A 23,587-nucleotide genomic window follows, 5' to 3' on the forward strand; every position below is an offset into this window, starting at 1 on the left:
ACACCGGAGCGCCGTGCCGGGAGTCCTCAGTGGGCGGCGACGGCCATCGCCTCCACCGGCTCCGGCACGGCCAGCTGGCCGGGGCGGACCACCACGACGAGCACGAGCAGGGCCGAGACCATTCCGCCGGCGATCACCAGGGCCATCGCCACGGCACCGGTGCCGAGCACGCCCACCAGCGGAGCGGCCACCGCCCCGATGCCGAACTGCACCGCGCCGAGCAGAGCGGAGGCGGTGCCGGCCGCCTCGCCGTGTCGGGTCAGGGCCAGCGCGGGAGCGTTCGGCAGCGCCAGGCCGGCCGCCGCGAGCACCACCCAGAGCGACGCGAGCAGGGCCGGCAGGCCGCCGATCCCGGTCGCGGCGAGGCCGAGCAGCAGCACGCTGGCGGCGGAGCCCACGATCAGGGCGGTCACCAGGATTCGTTGCGGGGACCAGCGACGCAGCAGCCGTACGTTGCCCTGGGTGGCCGCGATCAGCCCCACCGCCCCGGCGCCGAAGGCCAGCCCGAACTGCTGCTCGTCGAGCCCGTACCGCTCCTGCAGGACGAACGATGAGCCGCCGACGTAGGCGAACAGAGCCGCCATGGCCAGCCCGGCCACCAGCACCAGCCCGACGAAGGCGCGGTCACGCAGCAGTGCGCCGTAGAGCCGGACGGTGGGCAGCACCCCACCGCGTTGACGCCGCAGCGGTGGCAGCGTCTCCGGCAGGCCCAGCATCGCGATCAGCAGCAGCAGTACGCCGAAGACCGCGAGGGCGGCGAACACGCCACGCCACTGGGTCCACCGCAGCAGTTCGCTACCGAGGGTCGGCGCGAGGATCGGAGCGGCGCCCATCACGAGCAACAGGCGGGACAGCAGTTGAGCGAAGGCCGCGCCGCTGAACAGGTCGCGGACCACGGCCATGGCGATCACGGCAGCCGCCGCCGCGCCCAGGCCCTGGACCACCCGCAGCGCGCCGAGCACTGTGATGTTCGGGGCGAGGGCGCAGCTCACGGACGCCACGATGTGCAGTGCGGTACCGGCGATCAGCGGTGTCCGCCGGCCGACGGCGTCGGAGAGCGGACCGATCAGCAGTTGTCCGAGGGCGAGGCCGATCAGGGTGCCGGTGAGCGTCAGCTGGACCGCCGCCGAGGTGGTGCCGAAGTCGTCGACGATCGAGGGCAACGCCGGAAGGTACATGTCGATGGTGAGCGGGCCCACCGCGATCAGCGAGCCGAGGACGAGAATGAGGCGGAGGCGCTGGCGACGGCTCATCAGGTCGCCCGGCATCAGCGCGGCCGGCGGCGCGGCGTCGTCGACGGCGCTCACCGGGAGGTCTCCCGCCGGACCGGAGCCGGGGCGGATCGTGGTGCGACGGTCATACCTGGCTCCAACCCGCAGCCGCCGACCTGATTCCCCACAACACCGGTAACACACCTCACACATCCCACCGCCCCCAGCACGCCCCTCCTGACGGCGACACCGGCCGAGGGGGACAACATCGGGGAACCTGCTGCCTCCGGCCGGGCTGGGGCAGCAGGTTCCCCGATGTTGCGCGGATCTTGAGCGGACCCAGGTCCTCCGGAACGGGCCGGTCGCCGGCCCCATCATCGATGGTGGGACCGGCGACCGGTGATTCTCGATATGAGGTGGGTCAGGCGGCGTCGGCGGCGGTGCCGGCGGTCACCTCCCGCCGGGCGGCCGGGTAGCGGATGCTCTCCACCATCTCGACGATCTCGTCCGGCGGTGGCGCCGTCATCTTCGACACCACGATGGTGACGACGAAGTTGACGATCGCGCCGATGGTGCCGATGCCCTCCGGGCTGATATTGAAGATGTGCGGGTTGGCCGCGGTGCCGAACACCGGCAGCGTGTAGATCATGTAGCTGGCGGTGAAGATCAGGCCGGTCACCATGCCGGCCGCCGCGCCGGTGGCATTACATCGTTTCCAGAAGATGCCGAGCACGATGGCCGGGAAGAAGGTCGACGCCGCCAGGCCGAAGGCGAAGGCGACCACCTGCGCCACGAACGCCGGCGGGTTGATGCCGGCGTAGATGGCGACCAGCACCGCGAGGCCCATGGCGATCCGGCCGGCGAGCAGTCGCTGCTGGTCGGTGGAGTCGCGCTTGACCCGGCGGAAGTACAGGTCGTGCGAGAACGACGACGAGATCACCAGCAGCAGGCCGGCTGCCGTGGACATCGCGGCGGCCATGCCGCCGGCCGCCACCAGACCCACGATCGGTGCCGGCAGGCCGGCGATCTCGGGACTGGCGAGGACCAGGATGTCGTTGTTGACGATCAGGTCGGCGCCGGATGTCGGGCTGTTGCTTACCGTGTTGATGGTCGTCGCGCCGTCGCTGACCGTGACCAGCCCGGTCGCCGCCCAGTTCTCGATCCAGCTGGGCAGGGCGTTGGCCGAGACGCCGTTGACGTCCTGGAGCAGGTTCAGCTTGGTGAAGGCGCCCACCGCCGGGGCGGTGGTGTAGAGCAGGGCGATGAAGAACAGCGCCCAGAACGCCGAGTAGCGGGCACCGCGTACGGTCTTCGTCGTGTAGAACCGGACGATGACGTGCGGTAGACCGGCGGTGCCGATCATCAGCGCCATCGTCACCAGGAACACGTCGATCTGTGGCCGGGCCGCGAACGCCTCGGTGTACTGGTTCAAGCCCATCTCGACGCTGATCGCGTCGAGTTCGGCGAGGATCTGCCCGAACGACACCTGTGGGACCGGAAATCCGGTCATCTGCTGCGCCACCGCGAAGGCGGGAATCAGATAGGCGACGATCAGCACCGTGTACTGCGCCACCTGGGTCCAGGTGATGCCCTTCATGCCGCCGAGCACCGCGTACAAGCCGATGATCACGGCGGCGAGGATGACGCCCTGGGTCACGTCCAGCTTCAGGAACCGGCTGAAGACGATGCCGCCACCGCGCATCTGCCCGACCACGTAGGTGAAGGAGATGATGATCGCGGCCACCGCGGCGATGGTGCGCACGGTTTCCGAGTACCGGTCGCCGACGAACTCGGGCACCGTGAACTTGCCCCACTTACGCAGGTAGGGGGCGATCAGCAGGGCCAGCAGCACATAGCCGCCGGTCCAGCCCATCAGGTAGATGGTGCCGTCGGAGCCGAGGAAGGCGATCAGGCCGGCCATCGAGATGAACGACGCCGCCGACATCCAGTCGGCGGCCACAGCCGCACCGTTGGCGATGGTGGGGATGCCCTGGCCGGCGACGTAGAAGCCGGCGGTCTCCTTCACGCGGCTGCGCCAGGCGATGTAGAGGTAGACGGCGAACGAGCCGACGATGAAGACGAGGGTCCAGATCTGGATCTGACTCATTTGCCAGCCCCCTCGGTCTCCTGCTCGTCAACACCGAACTGGTTGTCGAGGCGATCCATCATCTTCGCGTACACGAAAATCAGAATCACGAAGACGTAGATCGATCCCTGCTGGGCGAACCAGAACCCGAGTGGGAATCCGGCGATGACGATGTTGTTGAGCGGTTCGACGAGCAGGATTCCGAAGCCGAACGAGACAACGAACCAGATGGCCAGGAGAATCACCATGAGCCGCAGATTGCGGCTCCAGTACTCTTTGCGCCAGCTGTTGTCCGGCGGGGAAGCCGGTGGTGGTGCCGCCGGTGGCGGTTCACCGCCACGGGTCTCCTTATCGGGGGTTACCTCGGTCATGTCTGGAGCCTCCTAGTCGGTATGGAACCGGTAGATCCGGCGAGGGGCCTGCGACACGGCGCCCGGTTGGTGGTGACGCGGTGCTGGTGCCGTGGCCCGACCCGCCCAGCCGCGTCGCCGTACTGCTCGACGTGGTTGTGCGGTCGGTCACACCTTTGGTCTGGGAAGCGAACGTGATGCAGCCTGGCCAGGCAAGAGTTGATCCGTCAGGTGCGGCCTCGGGTCGCTGAGCGGTCTGTTGGACCCCGCGAACGGTCGAGTGGGGCGAACCGGAGCGCGAAATCGTCCCGTTTCGCGGTTTTCGCGGGCCCGGCCTGTCCGCCCACCGACCCCGCCCGACCGCTCACCGATCGGCCCGTTCGATCAACGGTGCGGAGCGCCTAGCATCCGGACATGGCCGACACCGCATCCACCGCCGCCCCGGTTCGCCGGCGCGTCTTCCACGCCGGCAGTCTCGGCATGATCGTCGGCGGCGTGCTCGCGCTTGTCGGCTCGCTGCTGCCCTGGGTCATCACGCCGTTCGGCTCGCTCTCCGGCGCGGCCGGTCCCGGTCTCTGGACGTTGAGCATGGCGTTCCTGGCCGTCGCCGGTGCCCTGCTGCCGTACCGCAAGGTGGCCATCGCGCACAGCCTGATCCCCGGGTTGGTCGTCGCCGCGATCGTCGGATGGCAGGTGGCCCGCCTGATCAGCCTCAGCGCCAGCACCGGCGCCTGGGGGCAACTGATGCCCGGCGTCGGCCTGGTCATGGCCGCCGGTGGCGCGGTGGTCCTGATCCGCACCGGCATGCGCCTGGTCAAACTGAGCTGACGGCCGACCGCGCCGCGCCGACAGGTACCCCGCCGGCCGCGCCGGGCCCCAGCCTGTCGGCCGCGCCGAGTCTGAGGTGAGAGATCCGGCCGAGCCGTGAAACCTTCCGCCGCCGGTACGCGTCATCCCGCTGAATCGACCGAGGATCACCCGCCACCCGCCACCCGGCGGCTGGCCTCGGTGCCGACCAGCTCGGGAGGAATCGTGTCGCTGGGTAGGTGGCTCGCCGCTGCGGGCCTGGTGGTGCTGACCGGCACCGCCGTCGCGGTATACACCATGGGTCCGGCCTCCGGCGACGGGCCGGCGCGCGAGGCGGCGACGCCCGTGGAAGCTCCGGCGGGGGTGGCAGCGGGACGGACGCCGCCGCCCGTGGACGCCCCGTCGGGGGTGGCAGCAACGCCACCGCCCACAGTGGCGGCGGACCCGCTGCTGTCCGGCAAGCGTCGGATCACCATGGTCCGGGTCGGTGCCTTCGAGTCGGGGCTGGCGCTGCTCGACGGCGGCCGGCTGGCCGAGGTGGACGACGACCGGGGCCGACAGGTGTTCGTACCGACGCCGGTGGGTTCGGGACAGTTCCTCGTCAAGGCGTACCACGGTGGCGGCGCCGGGCAGCCGGTCTGCTGGCAGGTGCGCAACCCGGGCGACACCCGGCCGCTCCACGTACGGGGCGCCGTCTGCCGGGCCGACGACCCCGCCCAGCGTTTCGAGATCACCGCCGTGGCCGACGGTGGTCCCCGCGAGTACCTGATCAGCAACCGGTGGGCCTACCTGCGGAACTCCGCACGATCCGGCCTGATCATGGAGGAGTTGGGGGATGCCCCGCCGGCGAGTAGCTTCCGGTTCACCGACACCGGACCGGCACCCCGGAGGTAGGGCGCGGTCACGCCCCCCGGGCACCGGTCCCGGGGGCGTGACCGCCAGGCCACGACAAGCAGCGACAGTACGGGTGGGAACGTGAGTGAAACGCGACGCTGAGGAGTTCGACGCCTTCTACTCGGCGTCGGCGCAGCGGGTGCTGGGCCACCTGGCGGCGATGACCGGCAGCCGGGCCGAGGCCGAGGACGCGGTGGCGGAGGCGTACGCCAGAGCGTGGGACCGCTGGGCGTCGGTACGGGAGTGCGACAGCCCGGAGGCGTGGGTGCGCCGGGTCGCGTACCGGATCGCGGTGAGCGCCTGGCGCAAGACGGTGAACCGGCTCCGTGCCCACCGCCGGGAGATGGCCGGCCAGCAGGTCGAGCCGACCTCGGTCGATCACGTGGCGGTGGTGTCGGCGCTGCGACGCATCTCCGCCGAGCAGCGGCGGGTGGTGGTCCTGCACCACCTGGTCGGGCTGAGCGTGACCGAGATCGCGGCGGAGATCGGCAGCAACGTGAACACCGTCAAGACGCGGCTCGCCCGGGGACGCCGGGCCCTCGCCGCGCACCTGAGCGACGACGCATACGAGACCACCGGCGGGGGAGGCAGTCATGGGTCCTGAGCCGCGTCTCGACGAGGCCCTGCGGGCGTTGGCCGGGCATGGCCGGCAGGGGAGGGTGCCGGCCGCCGTCGACATCCGACGTCGGGGCGACACCCGTCGCCGCCGCCGACGTACCGCTTCCGCCGCCCTGGGCGTCGTACTCGTCGGTCTGCTCGGTGCCGGCGCGGTCCTGGCCCGTCCCACCGGGGGCTCGGACTCCCTCCCCGTCGGCCCGGCCGGCCCGACGACACCGCCGGCGGCCGCGTCGGCGACTCCCGACGCGGCCGGCACGTCCGGTCCGCCGAGCAACGATCCGCTGCTGTCGGGGCGGCGGCAGGTGACGATCGTCCGGGCGGCCGAGCAGAGCGGCGGGCTCTCCCTGCTCGCCGACGGTCGCCTCGCCGAGGTCGACGGCGACGAGGGCCGCCAGCTGTTCGTGGTCACACCGCAGGGGCCCGGCACCTATCTGGTCCGGGCCGCCGAGCGGGGCGGCGAACCGACCGACAGTTGCTGGGAGGTGCGGTCGTCGGGTAGCCAGCCGCTGCGGGTGGTGGCGGCCACCTGTGCGCCGGAGGAACCGAGGCAGCAGTTCACCATCGTCCGGGACGGGCAGCGCGGCGGCGCGCCGACGTACGCGATCAGCAGCCAGTCGGCGTACCTGCAGAACTCACCGACCCGTGGCCTGATCCTGGAGGAGCTGGGCGACGCACCACTGACCACGCGGTTCCGGCTGGTCGACAACGGAGCGGCACCGGGATGACCGGTCCCTGCCCGAGCGGGCAGCGCGGGTACCGGTCGGGCAGGCAGTGCCACGAAACGGGCAAGGTATTTGCGCCGGTTTGCCGGCCGTGACGGATATGGGCTGCCCGTTCGGCGGTGGAAGCCGGTCACCAAATCCACTGGATTGAACGGCAGGTGACCGGGGTCACCTGCCGTTCATCGGTGTTACAAAAAAGCACCCGAGCCGAACGGAGGTGTGCAGGTGGACCCGACCCAGCGCCGGCAGCACATCCTCACCTTGGCTCGCCGTCAGGGTGACGTCGACGTGCGTAAGCTCGCCGCCGACCTGGGCGTGGCGCCGGAAACCGTCCGACGTGACCTGAGCCTGCTGGCCCAGCAGGGGCTGGTGCGCCGCACCCACGGCGGGGCGTACCCGGTGGAGACGGCCCGCTTCGAGACGACCCTGGAGACCCGGGCCACCCGGATGGTCGTGGAGAAGCGACGGATCGCCGCCGCGGCGGTGGAACACCTCGGCGACGCCGAGTCGGTCTTCATCGACGAGGGCTACACCCCGCAACTGATCGCCGAGGCGCTGCCCACCCACCGCCCACTGACGGTGGTGACCGCCTCCCTGCACACCGCTGCGGCGCTGGCCGCGTACCCGAGCCTCACCGTGCTGTTGCTCGGCGGCCGGGTCCGTGGCCGGACCCTGGCCACCGTCGACCACTGGGCCACCCGGATGCTTGCCGGATTCGTCATCGACCTGGCCTACGTCGGGGCCAACGGCATCTCCCGCGAGCACGGGCTGACCACGCCCGACCCGGCGGTGGCCGCCGTCAAGGCCCAGGTGATGTCGGTGTCCCGGCGGGTGGTGTTCGCCGGGGTGCACACCAAGTTCGGTGGGCACAGCTTCTGCCGCTTCGCCGACGTCGCGGACGTCGACACCATCGTCACGGACACGGCACTGCCGGCGTCCGAGGCGCACCGCTACTCACTGCTCGGCCCGGTGGTGCTGCGCGTCTGAGCGCCGCCGTCCGACCCACCTTTCCCTCACCACCACACCCCACCATGGAGGTTCGCTGTGCCTGAAACACGAACTCCTCGTCGACGGCGTGGGCCGGCCGCGCTCGCCGCCGTCCTCGCCGTCACGTTGGTCTCGACCGCCTGTTCCGGAGCGGGCGGTGGTTCCTCAAGCGACGGCACCGCCATCACCGTGCTGATGGTCGGCAACCCGCAGATGGAGGACCTGGCGAAGGTCACCGCCGACAACTTCACCAAGGACACCGGAATCGAGGTGCGGTTCACGATCCTGCCGGAGAACGAGCTGCGCGACCGGGTCACCCAGGACGTCGCCACCCAGGGCGGCCAGTACGACGTGGCGACGATCGGGGCGTACGAGGCGCCGATCTGGGCGCAGAACGACTGGCTGCACGAACTCAGCTCGTACGCGGACGCCGACACTGCGTACGACAAGGGTGACCTGCTGGAGCCGATGGTCGCCTCGCTCTCCGGCACCGACGGGAAGCTCTACGCTGCCCCGTTCTACGGCGAGTCGTCGTTCCTGATGTACAACAAGGAACTCTTCGCCGCCGAGGGCCTGACCATGCCGGAGCGGCCGACCTGGCAGCAGGTGGCCGAGTTCGCCGAACGGCTCGACGACGACGCGGCCGGCGTCTCCGGCATCTGCCTGCGCGGGCTGCCCGGCTGGGGTGAGCTGTTCGCCCCGCTGACCACCGTGGTGAACACCTTCGGTGGTACCTGGTTCGAGCAGGACTGGACGCCGAAGGTCAACGCACCCGAGTTCACCGAGGCGACGAAGTTCTACGTCGACCTGCTGCGCGAACACGGCCAGCCCGGCGCGCCGCAGTCCGGCTTCACCGAGTGCCTGAACACCTTCGGGCAGGGCAAGGCGGCCATGTGGTACGACGCCACCTCCGCCGCCGGCACCCTGGAGGACCCCAACGCCAGCACCGTCGCCGGCAAGGTCGGCTACGCGTACGCGCCGGTCGACAAGACCGAATCGTCCGGCTGGCTGTGGGCGTGGGCCCTGGCCATGCCGAAGACCACGAAGAACGCCGACGCCGCCTGGAAGTTCATCTCCTGGGCCACCGGCAAGGAGTACGAGAAGCTGGTCGGCTCGTCACTCGGCTGGTCCCGGGTGCCGGCGGGCAAGCGTCAGTCCACCTACGAGATTGCCGAGTACCGGCAGTCCGCCGAGGCGTTCGCCGACATCACGCTGAAGTCCATCCAGGAGGCCGACCCGGTCAGCCCCGGGGTGCAACCGCGCCCCGCCCTCGGCGTGCAGTTCGTCGGCATCCCCGAGTTCGCCGACCTGGGAACGAAGGTGTCGCAGGAGGTGTCGGCCGCCATCGCCGGCCAGACCACCGTCGAAGAGGCGCTCGCCGACGGCCAGCGGTTGGCCGAGGAAGCCGCCAGCAACCACCGGTAGCCGCCCGCCGGGGCCGGTCGACCGACCGGCCCCGGCCCTGCCCCCGAGGCGGATCGATGACCACCACCAGCACCACCGGTGCGGACGCGCCCCCGCGACCCACCGTCCGTCCCACCCGTGACGACCGGCGACACCGTTGGACCCGTCGGGCCCCGCTGCTGCCCGCCCTGGTCTTCGCCATCGTGGTGACGCAACTGCCCTTCCTGTTCACCCTCTACCTGTCCACCCAGAGCTGGAACGCGCTGCGGCCGGGCAGCCGCGAGTTCATCGGCCTGGCGAACTACGCGACCGTGCTCACCGACGGTCGACTGCGTGCCGCGCTGCTCAACACGGTGGTGCTCACCGCCTCGTCGGTGATCGCCTCCGTGCTGCTCGGCCTCGGCCTGGCCATCCTGCTCGACCGCAAGTTCCCAGGTCGGGGGATCGTCCGCACCCTGCTCATCACCCCGTTCCTGGTGATGCCGATGGCGGCGGCGCTGCTGTGGAAACACGCGATATACAACCCGTCCTACGGCCTGATCAACGGCATCCTCGGCGGCAGCACCGACTGGGTGTCGCAGTACCCGATGGTCTCCGTGGTCGCCGCGCTGGTCTGGCAGTGGACCCCGTTCATGATGCTGATCATCCTGGCTGGCCTGCAGAGTCAGTCCCTGGAGACGCTGGAGGCGGCCCGGGTCGACGGCGCCGGCCCGTGGCAGACCTTCACCCGGATCACCCTGCCCTACCTGCGGCCCTACCTGGAACTGGGTGCCCTGCTCGGCTCCATCTACCTGGTGCAGACCTTCGACGCGGTCTTCACCATCACCCAGGGCGGCCCGGGTCGGGCCACCACCAACCTGCCGTACGAGATCTACCTGACCACCTTCCGCAAGTTCGAGTACGGCGAGGCCGCCGCGGCCGGCGTCGTGGTGGTGATCGGCACCATCATCGTCGCCACCTTCGCGCTGCGGGTGATCTCCAGCCTGTTCCGGATGGAGGACGCACGATGACCCGTACCGCGAGTCCGGCCCGGCGCAGCGCGGGCCGCACCGGGGCCGCGTGGACCGTCCTGGCGTGGCTGGCCGGCCTGCTGTTCTTCCTGCCGGTGGCCTGGATGGTGCTCACCGGCTTCAAACGCGAGGTCGACGCCGCCAGCAACCCGCCGTCCTGGTTCTTCACCCCGGTGCTGGACGGCTACCGGCAGGTCTTCGACCGGGACATCACCCCGTACCTGCTCAACTCGGTGATGGCCAGCGTGCTGTCCACCCTGCTGGTGCTCGTACTGGCCACCCCGGCGGCGTACGCGCTGTCGATCCGGCCGGTCGAACGTTGGCGCGACGTGCTGTTCTTCTTCATCAGCACCAAGATGCTGCCGGTGGTCGCCGCGCTGCTGCCGATCTACCTGCTGGTGCAGGACCTCGGCATGCTGGACAACGTCTGGACCCTGATCGTGCTCTACACCGCCATGAACCTTCCGCTCGCGGTGTGGATGATGCGGTCGTTCCTGCTGGAGGTGCCGGCGGCGCTGATCGAGGCGGCGGCGATGGACGGCGCCGACCTGCTCGTCACCATCCGGCGGATCCTGGTACCGATCGTGGCGCCCGGCCTGGCCGCGACCGCGCTGATCTGCTTCATCTTCAGCTGGAACGAGTTCTTCTTCGCGGTCAACCTGACCGCCACCCGGGCCGGCACCTCGCCGATCTTCCTGGTCGGCTTCATCACGTCCGAAGGGCTGTTCCTGGCCCGGCTCTGCGCGGCGGCGACAATCGTGTCGCTACCGGTCGTGCTGGCCGGCTGGATCGCCCAGAAACAACTCGTCCGAGGACTCTCCATGGGGGCGGTCAAGTGAAGGCAGCAGTCATCGTCAAGCCGGGCCAGATCAGCGTCGAGTCGGTACCGGACCCGACGCCCGGCACCCGGGACGTGGTGGTCGAGGTCGCCGGGTGCGGGATCTGCGGCACCGATCTGCACATCATGGACGGCGAGTTCGCGCCCGCGTACCCGATCGTGCCGGGCCACGAGTTCGCTGGCACGGTGGTCGCGGTGGGGCGGGACGTCACCGAGGTGCGCGTCGGCGACCCGGTCGCCGTGGACCCGTCGCTGCACTGCGGCGAGTGCTACCAGTGTCGCCGGGCCCGGGGCAACCTCTGCGAACGGTGGAACGCCATCGGGGTCACCGTCTCCGGTGGGGCGGCGGAGTACGCGCTCGCCCCGGTACGCAACTGCGTGGTGCTGCCGTCCGGTGTGGCCCCGGCCGACGCCGCCCTCATCGAACCGCTCTCCTGCGCGGTACGCGGCTTCGACGTGCTGCCCCGCCGGCTGGCCGACCACTATCTCATCTACGGTGCCGGCACCATGGGCCTGATGATGCTGGAGCTGGCGAAGCGCTGCGGTGCGGCGTCCGTCAGCGTGGTCGACCTGAACCCCGACCGCCTCGCCACCGCCGTCCAGTTGGGCTGCTCGGCGAGCGCCGCCAACGCGGACGAGCTGGACCGCCCGCGCGGCTGGGACGTCGTGATCGACTGCACCGGCGTCGAGGCGGCGATCGCCGACGGCCTGACCCGGGTGGCTCCCGCCGGCACCTTCCTCCAGTTCGGCGTCTCCGAGTACGCCACCCGGGTGCCGGTCGAGCCGTACCGCATCTACAACAAGGAGATCACCGTCACCGGCTCGATGGCCGTGCTGCACAGCTTCGACCGCGCCGCCGAGCTGTTCGCGGCCGGCGTCCTGGACCCGCAGGTCTTCATCAGCCACCGCTTCCCCCTGGCCGCCTACGCCGACGCGATGTCGCAGTTCCGCTCCGGCATCGGCCGCAAGCTCCTCATCACCTGACCCTGCGCCCACCCCCCACCCACCCACTGGGAACCTCCCCGACGGGGAACGGAAGCAGCAACATCGGCGATGTTGTCCCCTCAAGGGCGCCCGAGGCAGCAACCTCGGGGAAGTTGCTGCCTCATGGCGGTCAGCTGTGCGGCATGCTCGGGTGGGTGGCGGGGTACCGGGCCGGGGTGCGGATGGACAAGGCCGAGCGCGTAGAGCTGCGTCGGCTCGTGGCGGACTTCAGGCGGTGGGGTCGGCTCGCCCAGGACGTACGGGACTGGCACCGGGGCGTCCAGCAGGCGGCCAGCAGCGCCGAAAGGGGATTGCGGGACCGCAGCGTTGTGGTCGATCGCTCCGGCCAGGGGGCGTGGCGCGTGCTCGCGTTGCGGGCGAACGACCGTGACGCCGTCCGGCGACTCCAGGAGCGGGCCGTGCTTCCCGCGACGACAGCCGCCGACCACGCCCTGCTGCGCCTGCTCACCGATGACGCCCCGCGCGCCGTCGCCGACCTCGCGCCCATGCTCGACGTACGCCGTCACCTCGCCGGGCCGGCCAGGAAGCAGTCAGCGGCCACCGCCGCGATGTTCCTCCGCGACCGGCACGCGCAGGTCATCGCCACTGGCGGTCCCGAGCGCCTGGCGTACCTCGGCGTCCCCACCGCAGCTTCCGACCCGGTCCGGGACGACGTCCGCGACCTGCTCGACCCGTCCCTTCGCTTCGCACTCCTCGCCGAGCGCACCGGCCCGGAGCCCGAACTTGTCGAGCAGACGGGGCAGGAGCGCGGGCCCACCGGCCGGATCGGACCGGAGCGGGAGTCGGCCGGGTGGACCGGTCCGGAGCCGGAGCTGGTGGACCGGTCGGTCTTCGGAGGGCTGCCGGCGGCACTTGCCGCCATCGACAAGGTCGTGGCCGGCGAAGCCTCGTACCGGTCGGCGGCCCGTGACGCGGGCGAGCAGGTCAGACAATCCGAGGTGCACCGCATCCTGCGGGACATGCCGGTGGAGGCGCTGCGAACCGTCACCCGCGACCGGTTCCGCCTCGGGCCACTGGCCGACGCCGGAGTCGTCACGGTGCAGGACGTGCTGCACCATGGCCCGTCGCTTCAGGCGCTTCCGGGTGTCGGGGAGACCTCGGCTCGTCGCCTGATCGGAGCTGCCCGCACCCTCTGGCAGACCACCTACGACGAGACGCCGGTCCGCATCGACGTCGACCACCGCCACCCGGAGACCACTCTTCTGCTGCGGCGGCTCGCCGAGTGGGACGCGCGCCGGCGCACGCGTGGCGCGGCAGCCGACCTCGAACGCGCCGCGGAACTCGCGCCGCTGGGCGGCACCGTCGACCGCCGGACCAGCCACCTGCTGGTGGTGCCGATCCGAGGGCTCGCCGCCAGCGATCTCCGCGAGAGCATCGAGATCGTCGAACGACGGGCCGAGTTGCTCGGCAGATCCTCCGCACCGGGTCGGCGGAACCTGCCTGCCGACCCGTGGGACGACTTCCTCACTCGCCCCGCCGACTACTTCGCGATGCTCTCCGAGCTGGGGTTCGCCAGCGGCGACGGGAACGCCGCGCACGGCGACCTCCCGGACGAGATCATCGAGGCGGTACGCGACCAGGTGCTCGACGGCGCACACCTGACCGCTTCGCTGCGCGGCTACCAGAGCTTCGCGGCGCGCTTCGCCCTGGTCCAGCGCAAGGTCATCATCGGGGACGAGATGGGCCTCGGCAAGACAGTCGAGGCGCTCGCGGTACTGGCGCACCTGCGCAGCAGCGGAAGCACTCACTTCCTGGTGGTGTGTCCCGCCGCCGTGGTGACCAACTGGGTCCGCGAGATCAGCGGCAAGTCGAGGCTGCGTCCACACCGGGTGCACGGCCCGGAACGCGAGACCGCCGCCCGTGCCTGGCAACGGGACGGAGGCGTGGCGGTCACCACGTACGAGACCCTCGCCTGGTGGGGGCCGCAACTGCGGGAAGTCCCCGAACTGGCGTGTGTGGTGGTCGACGAGGCCCACTACGTCAAGAACCCACAGGCGCAGCGGTCGATCAGGACGAAGGAGATTGTCGCGCGCGCCGAACGGGCCATCCTGCTCACCGGTACGCCGCTGGAGAACAAGGTCGACGAGTTCCGCAACCTCGCCCGCTACGTACGCCCCGATCTCACCGTCGACGCCACCGACCCGTCACCCGCGCGGTTCCGGCGGCAGATCGCGCCCGCGTACCTGCGCCGCAACCAGGACGACGTGCTCGACGAACTGCCCGAACTCATCGAGGTCGAGGAGTGGCTGCCGATGTCCTCGGCGGACACCACGCGTTACCGCGAGGCGGTCGAGCGGGGGAACTTCATGCAGATGCGCCAGGCAGCCATGCTTCAGGCCACCGAGTCCACAAAGGTGCAGCGCCTCGTCGAGATCGTCCGGGAAGCGGCGGAGAACGAGCGCCGCGTCATCGTCTTCTCCCACTTCCGGGAGGTCCTCGACCTGGTCACTCGTACCCTTCCCGGCCCGGTCTTCGGTCCGCTGACCGGCTCGGTGCCCGCCAACCACCGGCAGCGGATGGTGGACGACTTCTCAGCCGCCCGCCATGGGGCCGTCCTGGTGGCCCAGATCGTGGCCGGTGGTGTCGGGCTCAACATCCAGTCCGCCTCCGTCGTCGTCATCTGTGAACCGCAGCTGAAACCCACCACCGAGGCGCAGGCCATCGCCCGGGCACACCGGATGGGGCAGGTCCAGTCGGTGCAGGTCCACCGGCTGCTCTCCGAGGAGGGCGTCGACCAGCGGATCACCGAACTGTTGGCGGGCAAGCGACGCATCTTTGACGACTTCGCCCGGGTCAGCGACACGGCCGACGCGAGCCCGGAGGCGGTCGACCTGTCCGAGGCCGAACTGGTCCGAGAGGTGGTGGCTGCCGAGCGCCAACGCCTCCTCGACCCGGCACCCGAACTCCCGCCCCAGCACGCGCCGTCGTAACCCGTCGCCGAAGGATCCGTGGCGGCAAAGGCGTCAGATGGTCGGCGTGTCGACTACCGCGACTGCCACGGATCCAAAGTGTCACCGTCCCCGGTCCAGCGGGTCTGCCTGAGGGTGGTGAGGAGGTTGCGGGCGGCGGTGGCCACGGCACAGTCGGGGACGCGGCAGAGCGGGCAGCGGCCGTCGGAGCCGGGTTGGTGATCGCGCAGGGTCCAGCGGGCGGTCAGGGTGAGCCGGTTGAGGATCTGTGCCAGGGTGAGCAACGGTGCGGTCATGCGCGGGCCATCCCGAGGGTGGCGGCCAGCGCGACGATCGTGGCGGGAGCACCCGGATGGCGGACCGTGGCGGCGAGTACGTTGCGGGCGGCGGGTCGGCGGCGTACCTCGGCGGGGGCGGTCCGGTCGGCCTCCAGCAGCACCCGGGCCGCGTTCACCGGGTCGGCAACCTGAAGGTACGCACGCCCGGCGTCGATCAGGTGAGCGGCCCGATGCTCCGGCGGCAGCCACCGCCAGCCGTCCCGTCCGACAGCCTTTTCGTGTCGGACGATCGCCTCGTCCGGCGTACCCAACTCGATCGCGACAGCGACCCGGGCGAGCGCCACGGCCGTCGGTCCGAAGCTGGTGTGATGATGATCGTTGCCGTCGCCGACCTCGGCGGCCAGGTCGGCGGCCTCGTCGACGCGGGCGGCGGCCCGGTCGTCGCCGTGCCGGGCTGCCGCGAGCGCCGCCTGCACGAGCAACGTCCCGCAGAGCGACATGCGTGCCACGTCGAGGTCGGTCTGGCCGATCCGGTACGCCGCCGCCAGCGTCGCCGTGCCCGCCTCCCGCCCCCGACCAGCCGCCCGCAACGCCTGGCCGAGCTGCACGGTGGCGGCGGCCACCAGCAGCGGATCACCGATCGCGACCGTCATCGCCCGGTCGGCGGCGAGCCAGGCCAGCTCGGGCTCGTCGAGCTTCACCAGCAGCGACGCGGTCACCCGGTACGCCTCCACGAGCGGCACCCGGCCCGCCTGCGGATCGTGGGCGTGGCCGCGCTGCGCCCCGGCCAGCAACTCCGGCAGCAGACCGACAAGCGCCTGGTACCGCGCATGCTGGAAACTGGTCCAGGCATGCGCGAGGCCGCGCGCCAGCCGAGCGCCGTCCGGCGCGTCCCGGCGCGCCGCCGGCCGATCCAGTGCAATGTCGTACGCGGACAGTGCCGCCCGGATCAACTCAACGCCCTCGACCCTGGTGGTCGCCTCGGCAGGTCGACTCTCCTGACCGAGCAGCAACGCCTGATCGATCCGCAGCGCGGCGGCGATGTCCCGCAGCGTGGAAACCCTGTCCAGGGCCCGTACCCCGCGCTCGACCTTGTCCACCCAGCTCTTGGACTTGCCGAGCCGGTCGGCGAACACCTGCTGCGACATCCGCCGCCGCGCCCGCCAGTACGCCACCCGCCGCCCGATCGGCACCTCGTCCCTCTTCACGCCGCGCTCCTGTTCAGCTGCGCGTTGACTATCCATGGATTGCCGACCGGGGGCACTTGAGGAGGCCGAACGCCAGTTCCCGCAGTTCCTCTCCCTGATCGTCCAGGACACTGATCTCGTCCGGAGGTACGGCGGCATTCGACTGCATGTCAACGGGGTCGACCATGTGGCACCTTCCGCCCGGTGTCGAATAAGTGCCCACCCCGAACGTGGGCGTAGCACTGTCCGAGGTGGGTATGCGGGCCGGAACCGCGGAGTTTGCCGAAACCAGGGAACCGACCCGGACAGCAACCTACTCCAACAAGTTGGAGTAGGTCAAGGAGGCGCATGCAGCTAGAGCATGAAACTTGCTGGAACAGGTTCCCTCGTGATCAGATTGGCGTGCCGAAACCAGGGAACCGACGGAGATCGACATGCCGACCGAGAGAGTCGACTACCGCCGCATAGCGAACGAGATCACGAGCAAGATCAAATCTGGCGAACTCGCGCCGGGGGAGAAGCTGCCGTCCACGCGCCAACTCGCCGAGCAGTACGGCGTGCACATCTCCACGATCCACCGTGTCATGTCGTTGCTCAAAGACAGAGAGTTGGTCGAAGGGCATCCCGGGAAAGGCGTATACGTAGCCGAGCCGGAGCGCGAATCCGAGTAACTCGTTCATCGCTGACTATTCAGCTAACGGAATTTTCCAAGATCCCGTTCCTGGCTGACCGACAGTAAGCGAGGCGCTGGCGGTGCCGACGCAGGTCAGTCGACTCGGAGTGAACGGACGATCGCTTCGGCGACTGCCGGGTTGCTGGACACCGCGACGAGGAGTACCTGTCGGTCGGGGACCACCACCACCTGCCGCGTCCGGCCATCCGGCAGCACGTCGCCGCCCCCCAGGACGGGGTGGCCGAATGCCTCGCCCGCCTCGGTGGCGAGCTGGGCGACCGGGTCGAGATCGAGATTCGCGCGCTTTATCTCGGCGTAGTCGACGCGAGGCTGCGGCAACACGGCGCAGCCCGCGATCACATCGAGGTCCACGATGTAGGTGTCGCGCATCGGCGTACCGCATTTGAGGGCATTGCGTGGCCACTCAGCTGGCACCGAGATCCGTACGCCCTCGCTGGCCACCTCCTGCTGGGGAGTTCGACCTCGATCACGTATGGCCGCAGTCACCACCGTGGCGAGGGCGAGAACCGCCCCGATCGCGACAGCGGCGACCGCCATCCGTAAGCCCGGGCGGCTCCTCAGATCGAGGCTCATTCATGCCCCTCGCCAGTTGTCCCGTCACTCATGCGAACTTGGAATCGGCCCGAACCGAATCTATCCGTAGGCCGAGACGAGACCTGTGCTCAGAGGTCGAGCATGCCGACCGTCTCGCCGCCGCTCTGCTCGCCGGTAGGCCGGAAGCCGAGCTTCAGATAGAAGGCTTCCGGGCCGCCGGCCCGAGGCTTCCAGGTCGCGTACGCCCGCGTGCCGCCCCGGACCCGGATCTCCTGACACACGGCTGCCACGGCGAAGCGACCATACCCGCGTCCCTGGGCGTCAGCCGCGATGTTCAGCCGCCAGAGGCCGGACCGTCGGTCGTCGGGATCGCGACCGGAGTTCCACCGGATGTCCAGGAAGGCCATCAGGAACCCGACAAGCGAGTCTCCGTCGTAGATCAGTCTCGGCCAGGCGTTGTCGGGAAAGACATACGCTTCGGCGAGCGACTTGACCACCGGTCCGACCAGGTCCTCCTGGTCCGGGCGCACGGACAGCGCCAGCGCCGCCTCGTAGTTCTCCGGGGTGACCCTTGCCAACCGCATGCGGCGGACCGTAACGGGCTGGCGACGGCGCTGGCGACCCCGTTTCCACCGGCCTCGCACGCTCCGAGTTCCGCCGAGCCGGCAGACGCTCGCCTCACCGTTGAACCAACGCCTCGCGCGAAGGCCCACGCGACGACGTGACCCGGTGGAGGCGGGTGGCGACGATGGTGGCGGCCAGGACGGAGACGGCGGCGACCGGGCCGATCCAGGCCGGGCCGAGGCCGACGGCGAGCACCGTCCCGCCGAGCGCGGCGCCAAGGGCTCCGGCGGCACCGGCGACCGAGATGTTGACGGCGGCGACCAGGCCGGTGGTGGCCGGGTCGACCTGACCCATCAGCCAGGTCTGGACCAGCGGCACGACCAGGAACGCCGCCGCGCCCAACAGGGCCAGCCCGGCCAGCGCCAGCGGGGCGACCGGCAGCAGCAGCGGCTGCGCCAGCAGGATCGCGGTCAGCACGGCGACGGCGAGGGGCAGCCGGCGGGTGATCGCCTCGGGGCGTACCCGGCCGGCGAGGAGGTTGCCGGCGATGGTGCCGAGGCCGTAGCCGACCAGGCCGACGCTTACCCAGCCGGGGCTCAGTCCGGTGACGGTGCGCAGCATCGGCGCGACGTAGGTGAAGGCGGCCACGAAGCCGGTCAGCGCCAGCAGGGTGACGCCGAGTCCGGCGTAGATGCCGGGGCGCAGCAGCGCACCGATGCTGTCGCGGACACCGGCCGGTGGTGGGGTGGGAACGCGAGGGCAGAAGACGAGCACGCCGAGCAGCCCCAGCGCGGCCAGGCCGGCCACCGCCACGAAGGTGACCGGCCAGCCGTACGCCTCACCGATCAGGCTGCCCAGCGGCAGGCCGAGCACGGTGGCCAGGGCGAACCCGCCGAACAGTCGGGCCACCGCGACGGTCTGCCGCTCCGGCGGAACCGAGGCCATCGCCACCTGGGAGGCCACCGCCATGAACAGCGCCTGCGCCAGCGCCGACCCCAGCCGGGCCGACAGCAGCATCGGGTACGAGGTGGCCATGGCGCTGGCCACCGCGGACACCGTGGCCAGCGCCATGGTGCCGGCGAGCAGTTCCCGGCGTGGCAGCCGACGGGTCAGCACGGTGGCGACCGGGCCGCCCACGGTCACCACGATCATGTACGCGGTGACCAACTGCCCGGCGGCGGCCACGGAGACGTCCAGGTCGGTGGCGACCTGGGGGAGCAGGCCGACGAGCACGAACTCGGCGGTGGCCACGGCGAAGGAGCAGACGAAGAGTACGTAGATGATCACAGAGGGGACGCTAAAGCCTCACACCGACGTTAGAGTCAAGCGATGCGGATCGGTGAGTTGAGCGCGCGGACCGGCGCGTCGGTGCGGATGCTGCGCTACTACGAGGAGCAGGGCCTGCTGACGCCGGTACGCACCGAGTCGGGCTACCGGATCTATCAGGAATCCGACGTCGACCGGGTGGCCCGGATCCGGTGCATGCTGTCGGCCGCGCTGCCGTCCGGAGTGGTCGGACAGGCGCTGCGGTTCCTGCTGGACGGTCGGGCCGCGATCCCCGACGAGCCGGCCGACCGCGCCCGCCTGGCCGACACCCTTCAGGGCGAGTTGGACCTGCTGACCGAGAAGATCGAGTCGTTGCGGTCCAGCCGGGACCTGCTCGCCACAATCGTCGCCGACGTACGCGGTGACGTGGTGGGGCCCGGCCATCCCGGTGACCCGGGCGGCGGGGTGGCCCGCCGGTCGGTCCGCAAGGCGGGCCCGGCGGTCGGTCTCGCCCGCTGAGCTGCCGCTCAGGACCGGCTCGGCGGCCTCGCGGGAAACCGTGGACCGTGCCGCTCAGCCCCGCTCGGCGTCGGCGTGGGCGAGCCGCGGACCGGGCAGCTCAGGCCCTGCCCGGCTGCGTGGGCAGGCGGAGGCCGTGCATGCCGCCGTCGACGGCGAGCACGCTGCCGGTGGTCGATCCGGACAGCGGACTGGCCAGGTACGCGACGGCCGCAGCGACCTCCCGCGGGGTGGTGAGGCGACCGGTGGGCTGGCGGGCCCGCAACGCGGCCAGTTCCGCCGCCGGATCGTCGGCGGCGTCGAGCAGCCGACGTACCCACGGGGTGTCCGCCGTACCGGGGTTGACGCAGTTCACCCGGATGCCGGCGGTGACGTAGTCGGCGGCCATCGCCAGGGTGAGCGCCTGCACCGCCCCCTTGCTGGCGCTGTAGAGGGCCCGCTGCGGCAGTCCGAGCCAGGCGGCGATGGAACCGATGTTGACGATCGCGGCGTGCGCGGAGGCGCGCAGGTGCGGCAGCGCGGCCCGGGTCACCCGGACGATGCCGACCACGTTGACGTCGAGAACCTGGTGCCACTGCTCATCGGTGTCGGACTCGATGGTGCCGACCGCACCGACGGCGGCGTTGTTGACCAGGACGTCCAGGCCGCCGAACGTCTCGTGGGCGGCGGCGATCGCGGCCCGTACCGACGCGTCGTCGGTCACGTCGGCGGCCAGCCCGAGCAACGGCTCGGGTACGTGCTGTGCGTTCAGGTCCAGGCAGGCCACCCGGGCGCCCCGCTCGGCCAGCAGGGTGGCCGTGGCCAGGCCGATGCCGGAGGCGCCGCCGGTGACCACCGCCGCCAACCCGGTGAACTCGCCCGAGCCGGCGACGGGTCCGCCAGCGAACCCCGACCCGTCGCCGGTCATGCCGGTGCCAGCGTCTGACGTTGCCGGCCCAGGCCGTCGATCTCCAACTCGACCACGTCCCCGGCGACCAGGTACGGCTTGGGCTCCGGCTGCCCGAGGGCGACGCCGGCCGGGGTGCCGGTGTTGATCACGTCGCCGGGGTAGAGCACCATGAACTGGCTCAGGTAGCGGACGATCTCGGCCACCGGGAAGACCATGTCCTTGGTGGTGCCGTCCTGCCGCAGCACGCCGTTGACCCAGAGCCGCAGCCGCAGGTCCTGCGGATCGGGGACCTCGTCGGCGGTCACCAGCCACGGGCCGAGCGGGTTGAACGTCTCGCAGGACTTGCCCTTGTCCCACTGGCCGCCCCGGTCGAGCTGGAATTCCCGCTCGGAGACGTCGTGGGAGATGGCGTACCCGGCGACGCAGTCCATCGCCGCCTCGGCCGACGGCAGGTAGCGCGCCTTGCGGCCGATGACGACGGCGAGTTCGACCTCCCAGTCCGTCCTGGTGCTGCCGCGGGGCACCAGCACCGGGTCGTCGGGACCGACCACCGTGTCCGCCGCCTTGAGGAAGACCACCGGCTCGGCGGGCAGGGCCGCCCCGGTCTCGGCCGCGTGGTCGCGGTAGTTCAGCCCGATGCAGACGATCTTCCCGGGGCGCAGTGGGGGACCGATCCGCAGGTCGGTGGGGTCCATCGGAGACAGATCGTGCCGGGAGATGCCGGCCAGGCGGGCCAGGCCGTCGGTGGCCAGGAAGGCGGGGTCCAGGTCGTCGGTCACGCCGCTGAGGTCACGGAGTTGGCCGGCCTCGTCGAGCAGTGCCGGCGTCTCCCGCCCCGGAGGGCCCACTCGCAGCAGCTTCACCGTCACCCCCAGATACCGCGGCGCGAACGAGCCGCAAGACATGTGATGTCTACCAGGTGATCGTGACGCCTCACAAGGCCGATGATCGACGGCGATCTTCCGTGGAATTCGGGCGGCTCGACCGGGTCGCAGGTCCTGCCCGGCCCAGGGCCGTCCGACCCGTCCGGAGGGGACTCCGGCCGCTGGTCCGCGCCACGTCCGGGCGCTGCACTGGAAGCAGGACGGAGAGAGGTGAGAACGATGACGTATCTGATTGTCGTAGGCGTCGATGGTTCGGACGGTGGGCGGCGTGCCCTGCGGTGGGCGGTCGGTGAGGCGGCCGAGCGCAACGGCACCGTGCAGGCGGTGACCGCCTGGCGGTGGGACGGCCTGGACGGTGGCACCATGGTCGCGCCCAATCCGGTCGAGGAGGAGGAGCGGGCCACCGCCCTGCTGGCCCGGGAGATCGGCGAGGTCACCCGGGGCACGTCAGCAGCGCCGGTGTCGGCCGAGGTCGTCGAGGGCCGGCCGGCCGACGTGCTCACCGCCGCCGCCCGCGGCGCCGACCTGCTGGTGCTGGGCAGCCACGGGCACGGCCGGCTGCGGCACACCGTGCTCGGCTCGGTCAGCGAGGAGTGCGTACGCAAGGCGACCTGTCCGGTGGTGGTTCTCCCGGTGCCGGTGCCGGCGCCGAGCGGTCCTGCCGTGCCGGCGGTGCCGGCCTGAGGGCGACCGACGGGGGTTGCCGGTCTCTGACATGCTCTGGGCCGTGACGACCGGCCACCCCCGTTCCCACCGCCGCGCCCGCCGTACCCGGTTCGGGCTCCTGTTCGGCCTCGGCATCGTGATCGCCCTGGCCGTGGCGGCGGTGATCGTGCTGCGCCCGCCGGGGCCCCGCCCGCTGTTCCAGATGCCGGTCGGCTGCGGCGAGACCTGGCAGGTCGGCACCTACCCGGGGCACGGCGACTACGACGTGGACTTCTTCCCGCTCTCCGGCGACCCGTGGGGACAACCGGTGCTCGCCTCGTACGAGGGCACCGTCACCGTGGCCGGGATCAACGGGTCGCTTGGTGGTCGTACCCCGGACAATCCGGACGGCCCGCGGGGTCGTGGTGGTGGTTACTGGGTGAAGATCGACCACGGCGGTCGGTGGGAGACCCAGTACCTGCACCTGCTGGAGCCGCCGCTGGTGCAGGCCGGCCAGCGGGTCGTCCAGGGCCAGCAGATCGGCCGGATCGGCAGCACCGGCAACTCCGGCGCCCCGCACCTGCACTACGAACAGCGGCGCGGCTGGCAGAAGGTGGAGACCTACTTCGACGGCGCCCCGTCGGGCATCACCAACGACGACGCCGAGTACACGCTGCGGCTGACCAGCAACAACTGTCCGTAGCGCGGGCGCTGTCGTACCCACCTGATGAGGTACGGCGCATGGGTGTTCTGTATGACTACTTCCGGGCGGCTGACGACGCCGCCGCGATCGGGTTGATGGCGGAGCTCGACGGCGGCCCGGTCGCCGTGTCCGGGGGCCGCCCCGGGGTGGACGCGATCGACCTCAAGGGCATCGAGCCGGCAGTGACCCTCGGCAAGCTGGTCGGCTTCGTGCGCGGGCTGGCCTGGTCCACCAACCTGATCGAGCAGCGGCTGATCTGGAGCGGTGGCGACGAAGGGCCATGGTTGATGGTCCTCGACGACGCCACCAGGGACACCCTGGCGTCGATCACTGCCGCTCAGTCTCCCGAGCTGTCGGCGCGGTGGGGGCAGATCGAGGAGCTGGCCTGGGGTGAGCCGCTGCCGCCGGATGAACTGCTGCCGGTGATCGAGGAGATCAGCGCGCTGGCCCGCCGTGCCCAGGCCGCCGGTCACCACCTCTACTGCTGGTGCTGCCTCTGACAGTCCGGGTCACAGCTTGACGGCGAACGTGTCCGCCCACCGGTCCGAGCCCTGCCGGCCGGCGGGTTTGCGGTTAGCGTGGG

The 23,587-nt window shown here is 70.9% G+C and carries 26 protein-coding genes; 15 read left to right on the plus strand and 11 right to left on the minus strand.

Annotation, left to right across the window (positions count from 1 at the left end; genetic code table 11):
* Positions 1 to 26 precede the first annotated feature (26 nt).
* The 3 genes from Vse01_RS00585 to Vse01_RS00595 form a co-directional block, all read right to left on the minus strand.
* Positions 27 to 1,253 (minus strand): multidrug effflux MFS transporter, encoded by a 1,227-nt coding sequence (locus tag Vse01_RS00585; protein ID WP_093402454.1) that lies wholly within the window; start codon positions 1,251 to 1,253, stop codon positions 27 to 29.
* Positions 1,254 to 1,632: 379 nt separating this feature from the next.
* Positions 1,633 to 3,318 carry a sodium:solute symporter family protein gene (locus Vse01_RS00590; RefSeq protein WP_093402166.1) on the minus strand — a complete coding sequence of 562 codons (1,686 nt, stop codon included), beginning with the start codon at positions 3,316 to 3,318 and terminating at the stop codon, positions 1,633 to 1,635.
* On the minus strand, positions 3,315 to 3,668 hold the full coding sequence (locus Vse01_RS00595) for a DUF4212 domain-containing protein (protein WP_093402167.1): 354 nt from the start codon (positions 3,666 to 3,668) through the stop codon (positions 3,315 to 3,317). Before Vse01_RS00595 ends, Vse01_RS00590 begins: the two co-directional genes overlap by 4 nt.
* A gap of 393 nt (positions 3,669 to 4,061) precedes the next feature.
* On the opposite strand from Vse01_RS00595, the gene Vse01_RS00600 reads away from it, so the two are divergent.
* The 10 genes from Vse01_RS00600 to Vse01_RS00645 all read left to right on the plus strand — a co-directional run bounded on the left by Vse01_RS00600 (position 4,062) and on the right by Vse01_RS00645 (position 14,862).
* Positions 4,062 to 4,475, plus strand: a complete 414-nt coding sequence (locus Vse01_RS00600) for a hypothetical protein (protein ID WP_093402168.1) — start codon at positions 4,062 to 4,064, stop codon at positions 4,473 to 4,475.
* A 204-nt stretch (positions 4,476 to 4,679) separates the two neighbouring features.
* Positions 4,680 to 5,348, plus strand: a complete 669-nt coding sequence (locus Vse01_RS00605) for a hypothetical protein (protein ID WP_093402169.1) — start codon at positions 4,680 to 4,682, stop codon at positions 5,346 to 5,348.
* Positions 5,349 to 5,433: 85 nt separating this feature from the next.
* A complete protein-coding gene (locus Vse01_RS00610) occupies positions 5,434 to 5,952 on the plus strand; it encodes a sigma-70 family RNA polymerase sigma factor (RefSeq protein ID WP_093402170.1) in 519 nt (172 codons plus the stop codon).
* Entirely contained in the window at positions 5,942 to 6,691 is a 750-nt protein-coding gene (locus Vse01_RS00615; RefSeq protein ID WP_093402171.1) for a hypothetical protein, read from the plus strand. The genes Vse01_RS00610 and Vse01_RS00615 overlap by 11 nt, the downstream gene beginning before the upstream one ends.
* Positions 6,692 to 6,913: 222 nt before the next feature.
* A complete protein-coding gene (locus tag Vse01_RS00620) occupies positions 6,914 to 7,675 on the plus strand; it encodes a DeoR/GlpR family DNA-binding transcription regulator (RefSeq protein ID WP_093402455.1) in 762 nt (253 codons plus the stop codon).
* Between the two features lie 57 nt (positions 7,676 to 7,732).
* The gene (locus Vse01_RS00625) at positions 7,733 to 9,100 is read left to right on the plus strand and encodes an ABC transporter substrate-binding protein (RefSeq protein ID WP_198413128.1); all 1,368 of its coding nucleotides are present in this window, start codon (positions 7,733 to 7,735) and stop codon (positions 9,098 to 9,100) included.
* 56 nt (positions 9,101 to 9,156) lie between these two features.
* Positions 9,157 to 10,089 carry a carbohydrate ABC transporter permease gene (locus Vse01_RS00630; protein ID WP_093402172.1) on the plus strand — a complete coding sequence of 311 codons (933 nt, stop codon included), beginning with the start codon at positions 9,157 to 9,159 and terminating at the stop codon, positions 10,087 to 10,089.
* On the plus strand, positions 10,086 to 10,928 hold the full coding sequence (locus Vse01_RS00635) for a carbohydrate ABC transporter permease (protein WP_093402173.1): 843 nt from the start codon (positions 10,086 to 10,088) through the stop codon (positions 10,926 to 10,928). The genes Vse01_RS00630 and Vse01_RS00635 overlap by 4 nt, the downstream gene beginning before the upstream one ends.
* Positions 10,925 to 11,911, plus strand: coding sequence for a zinc-dependent alcohol dehydrogenase family protein (locus Vse01_RS00640; protein WP_093402174.1), 987 nt, complete (start codon positions 10,925 to 10,927; stop codon positions 11,909 to 11,911). Before Vse01_RS00635 ends, Vse01_RS00640 begins: the two co-directional genes overlap by 4 nt.
* A 155-nt stretch (positions 11,912 to 12,066) precedes the next feature.
* A complete protein-coding gene (locus tag Vse01_RS00645) occupies positions 12,067 to 14,862 on the plus strand; it encodes a DEAD/DEAH box helicase (protein ID WP_232511076.1) in 2,796 nt (931 codons plus the stop codon).
* Positions 14,863 to 14,915: 53 nt separating this feature from the next.
* Here Vse01_RS00645 and Vse01_RS00650 read toward each other — a convergent pair whose 3' ends face one another.
* From Vse01_RS00650 to Vse01_RS00660, 3 genes are read right to left on the minus strand one after another with little or no spacing between them, the layout of a single operon-like run.
* A complete protein-coding gene (locus tag Vse01_RS00650) occupies positions 14,916 to 15,137 on the minus strand; it encodes a hypothetical protein (RefSeq protein ID WP_093402175.1) in 222 nt (73 codons plus the stop codon).
* Complete coding sequence (locus Vse01_RS00655) at positions 15,134 to 16,327, minus strand: helix-turn-helix domain-containing protein (protein WP_232511077.1); 1,194 nt, start codon at positions 16,325 to 16,327, stop codon at positions 15,134 to 15,136. The genes Vse01_RS00650 and Vse01_RS00655 overlap by 4 nt, the downstream gene beginning before the upstream one ends.
* Before the next feature lie 28 nt (positions 16,328 to 16,355).
* Entirely contained in the window at positions 16,356 to 16,493 is a 138-nt protein-coding gene (locus Vse01_RS00660; RefSeq protein WP_170863320.1) for a hypothetical protein, read from the minus strand.
* Positions 16,494 to 16,740: 247 nt separating this feature from the next.
* On the opposite strand from Vse01_RS00660, the gene Vse01_RS00665 reads away from it, so the two are divergent.
* Complete coding sequence (locus tag Vse01_RS00665; protein WP_093402177.1) at positions 16,741 to 16,977, plus strand: GntR family transcriptional regulator; 237 nt, start codon at positions 16,741 to 16,743, stop codon at positions 16,975 to 16,977.
* 95 nt (positions 16,978 to 17,072) lie between these two features.
* Here Vse01_RS00665 and Vse01_RS00670 read toward each other — a convergent pair whose 3' ends face one another.
* The 3 genes from Vse01_RS00670 to Vse01_RS00680 all read right to left on the minus strand — a co-directional run bounded on the left by Vse01_RS00670 (position 17,073) and on the right by Vse01_RS00680 (position 19,385).
* Positions 17,073 to 17,573: a hypothetical protein gene (locus Vse01_RS00670; RefSeq protein WP_139233089.1), complete on the minus strand. Its 501-nt coding sequence runs from the start codon at positions 17,571 to 17,573 to the stop codon at positions 17,073 to 17,075.
* An 89-nt stretch (positions 17,574 to 17,662) separates the two neighbouring features.
* Entirely contained in the window at positions 17,663 to 18,118 is a 456-nt protein-coding gene (locus tag Vse01_RS00675) for a GNAT family N-acetyltransferase (protein ID WP_093402179.1), read from the minus strand.
* A 94-nt stretch (positions 18,119 to 18,212) separates the two neighbouring features.
* The gene (locus Vse01_RS00680; RefSeq protein WP_093402180.1) at positions 18,213 to 19,385 is read right to left on the minus strand and encodes an MFS transporter; all 1,173 of its coding nucleotides are present in this window, start codon (positions 19,383 to 19,385) and stop codon (positions 18,213 to 18,215) included.
* 42 nt (positions 19,386 to 19,427) lie between these two features.
* On the opposite strand from Vse01_RS00680, the gene Vse01_RS00685 reads away from it, so the two are divergent.
* On the plus strand, positions 19,428 to 19,883 hold the full coding sequence (locus Vse01_RS00685; protein WP_093402181.1) for a MerR family transcriptional regulator: 456 nt from the start codon (positions 19,428 to 19,430) through the stop codon (positions 19,881 to 19,883).
* Positions 19,884 to 19,983: 100 nt separating this feature from the next.
* Here Vse01_RS00685 and Vse01_RS00690 read toward each other — a convergent pair whose 3' ends face one another.
* Positions 19,984 to 20,790 carry an SDR family NAD(P)-dependent oxidoreductase gene (locus Vse01_RS00690; protein WP_093402182.1) on the minus strand — a complete coding sequence of 269 codons (807 nt, stop codon included), beginning with the start codon at positions 20,788 to 20,790 and terminating at the stop codon, positions 19,984 to 19,986.
* On the minus strand, positions 20,787 to 21,635 hold the full coding sequence (locus Vse01_RS00695) for a fumarylacetoacetate hydrolase family protein (RefSeq protein WP_093402458.1): 849 nt from the start codon (positions 21,633 to 21,635) through the stop codon (positions 20,787 to 20,789). The genes Vse01_RS00690 and Vse01_RS00695 overlap by 4 nt, the downstream gene beginning before the upstream one ends.
* Before the next feature lie 240 nt (positions 21,636 to 21,875).
* On the opposite strand from Vse01_RS00695, the gene Vse01_RS00700 reads away from it, so the two are divergent.
* From Vse01_RS00700 to Vse01_RS00710, 3 genes are read left to right on the plus strand one after another with little or no spacing between them, the layout of a single operon-like run.
* Positions 21,876 to 22,340 carry a universal stress protein gene (locus tag Vse01_RS00700; RefSeq protein ID WP_170863321.1) on the plus strand — a complete coding sequence of 155 codons (465 nt, stop codon included), beginning with the start codon at positions 21,876 to 21,878 and terminating at the stop codon, positions 22,338 to 22,340.
* Positions 22,341 to 22,371: 31 nt separating this feature from the next.
* Positions 22,372 to 23,004 carry a M23 family metallopeptidase gene (locus Vse01_RS00705; RefSeq protein WP_093402184.1) on the plus strand — a complete coding sequence of 211 codons (633 nt, stop codon included), beginning with the start codon at positions 22,372 to 22,374 and terminating at the stop codon, positions 23,002 to 23,004.
* 38 nt (positions 23,005 to 23,042) lie between these two features.
* Positions 23,043 to 23,504 (plus strand): hypothetical protein, encoded by a 462-nt coding sequence (locus Vse01_RS00710; protein WP_093402185.1) that lies wholly within the window; start codon positions 23,043 to 23,045, stop codon positions 23,502 to 23,504.
* The last annotated feature ends 83 nt before the right edge of the window (positions 23,505 to 23,587 follow it).

This window comes from Micromonospora sediminimaris (assembly GCF_016863575.1).
In the GTDB taxonomy this organism is placed as follows: domain Bacteria; phylum Actinomycetota; class Actinomycetes; order Mycobacteriales; family Micromonosporaceae; genus Micromonospora; species Micromonospora sediminimaris.

Bases quoted from the DNA above. Each gene is read 5' to 3' on its own strand.
- Vse01_RS00585 (WP_093402454.1), bottom strand. From the start codon at position 1,253: ATGAGCCGTCGCCAGCGCCTCCGCCTCATTCTCGTCCTCGGCTCGCTG.
- Vse01_RS00590 (WP_093402166.1), bottom strand. From the start codon at position 3,318: ATGAGTCAGATCCAGATCTGGACCCTCGTCTTCATCGTCGGCTCGTTC.
- Vse01_RS00595 (WP_093402167.1), bottom strand. From the start codon at position 3,668: ATGACCGAGGTAACCCCCGATAAGGAGACCCGTGGCGGTGAACCGCCA.
- Vse01_RS00600 (WP_093402168.1), top strand. From the start codon at position 4,062: ATGGCCGACACCGCATCCACCGCCGCCCCGGTTCGCCGGCGCGTCTTC.
- Vse01_RS00615 (WP_093402171.1), top strand. From the start codon at position 5,942: ATGGGTCCTGAGCCGCGTCTCGACGAGGCCCTGCGGGCGTTGGCCGGG.
- Vse01_RS00630 (WP_093402172.1), top strand. From the start codon at position 9,157: ATGACCACCACCAGCACCACCGGTGCGGACGCGCCCCCGCGACCCACC.
- Vse01_RS00635 (WP_093402173.1), top strand. From the start codon at position 10,086: ATGACCCGTACCGCGAGTCCGGCCCGGCGCAGCGCGGGCCGCACCGGG.
- Vse01_RS00650 (WP_093402175.1), bottom strand. From the start codon at position 15,137: ATGACCGCACCGTTGCTCACCCTGGCACAGATCCTCAACCGGCTCACC.
- Vse01_RS00660 (WP_170863320.1), bottom strand. From the start codon at position 16,493: ATGGTCGACCCCGTTGACATGCAGTCGAATGCCGCCGTACCTCCGGAC.
- Vse01_RS00665 (WP_093402177.1), top strand. From the start codon at position 16,741: ATGCCGACCGAGAGAGTCGACTACCGCCGCATAGCGAACGAGATCACG.
- Vse01_RS00670 (WP_139233089.1), bottom strand. From the start codon at position 17,573: ATGAGCCTCGATCTGAGGAGCCGCCCGGGCTTACGGATGGCGGTCGCC.
- Vse01_RS00675 (WP_093402179.1), bottom strand. From the start codon at position 18,118: ATGCGGTTGGCAAGGGTCACCCCGGAGAACTACGAGGCGGCGCTGGCG.
- Vse01_RS00685 (WP_093402181.1), top strand. From the start codon at position 19,428: ATGCGGATCGGTGAGTTGAGCGCGCGGACCGGCGCGTCGGTGCGGATG.
- Vse01_RS00690 (WP_093402182.1), bottom strand. From the start codon at position 20,790: ATGACCGGCGACGGGTCGGGGTTCGCTGGCGGACCCGTCGCCGGCTCG.
- Vse01_RS00700 (WP_170863321.1), top strand. From the start codon at position 21,876: ATGACGTATCTGATTGTCGTAGGCGTCGATGGTTCGGACGGTGGGCGG.
- Vse01_RS00705 (WP_093402184.1), top strand. From the start codon at position 22,372: ATGCTCTGGGCCGTGACGACCGGCCACCCCCGTTCCCACCGCCGCGCC.
- Vse01_RS00710 (WP_093402185.1), top strand. From the start codon at position 23,043: ATGGGTGTTCTGTATGACTACTTCCGGGCGGCTGACGACGCCGCCGCG.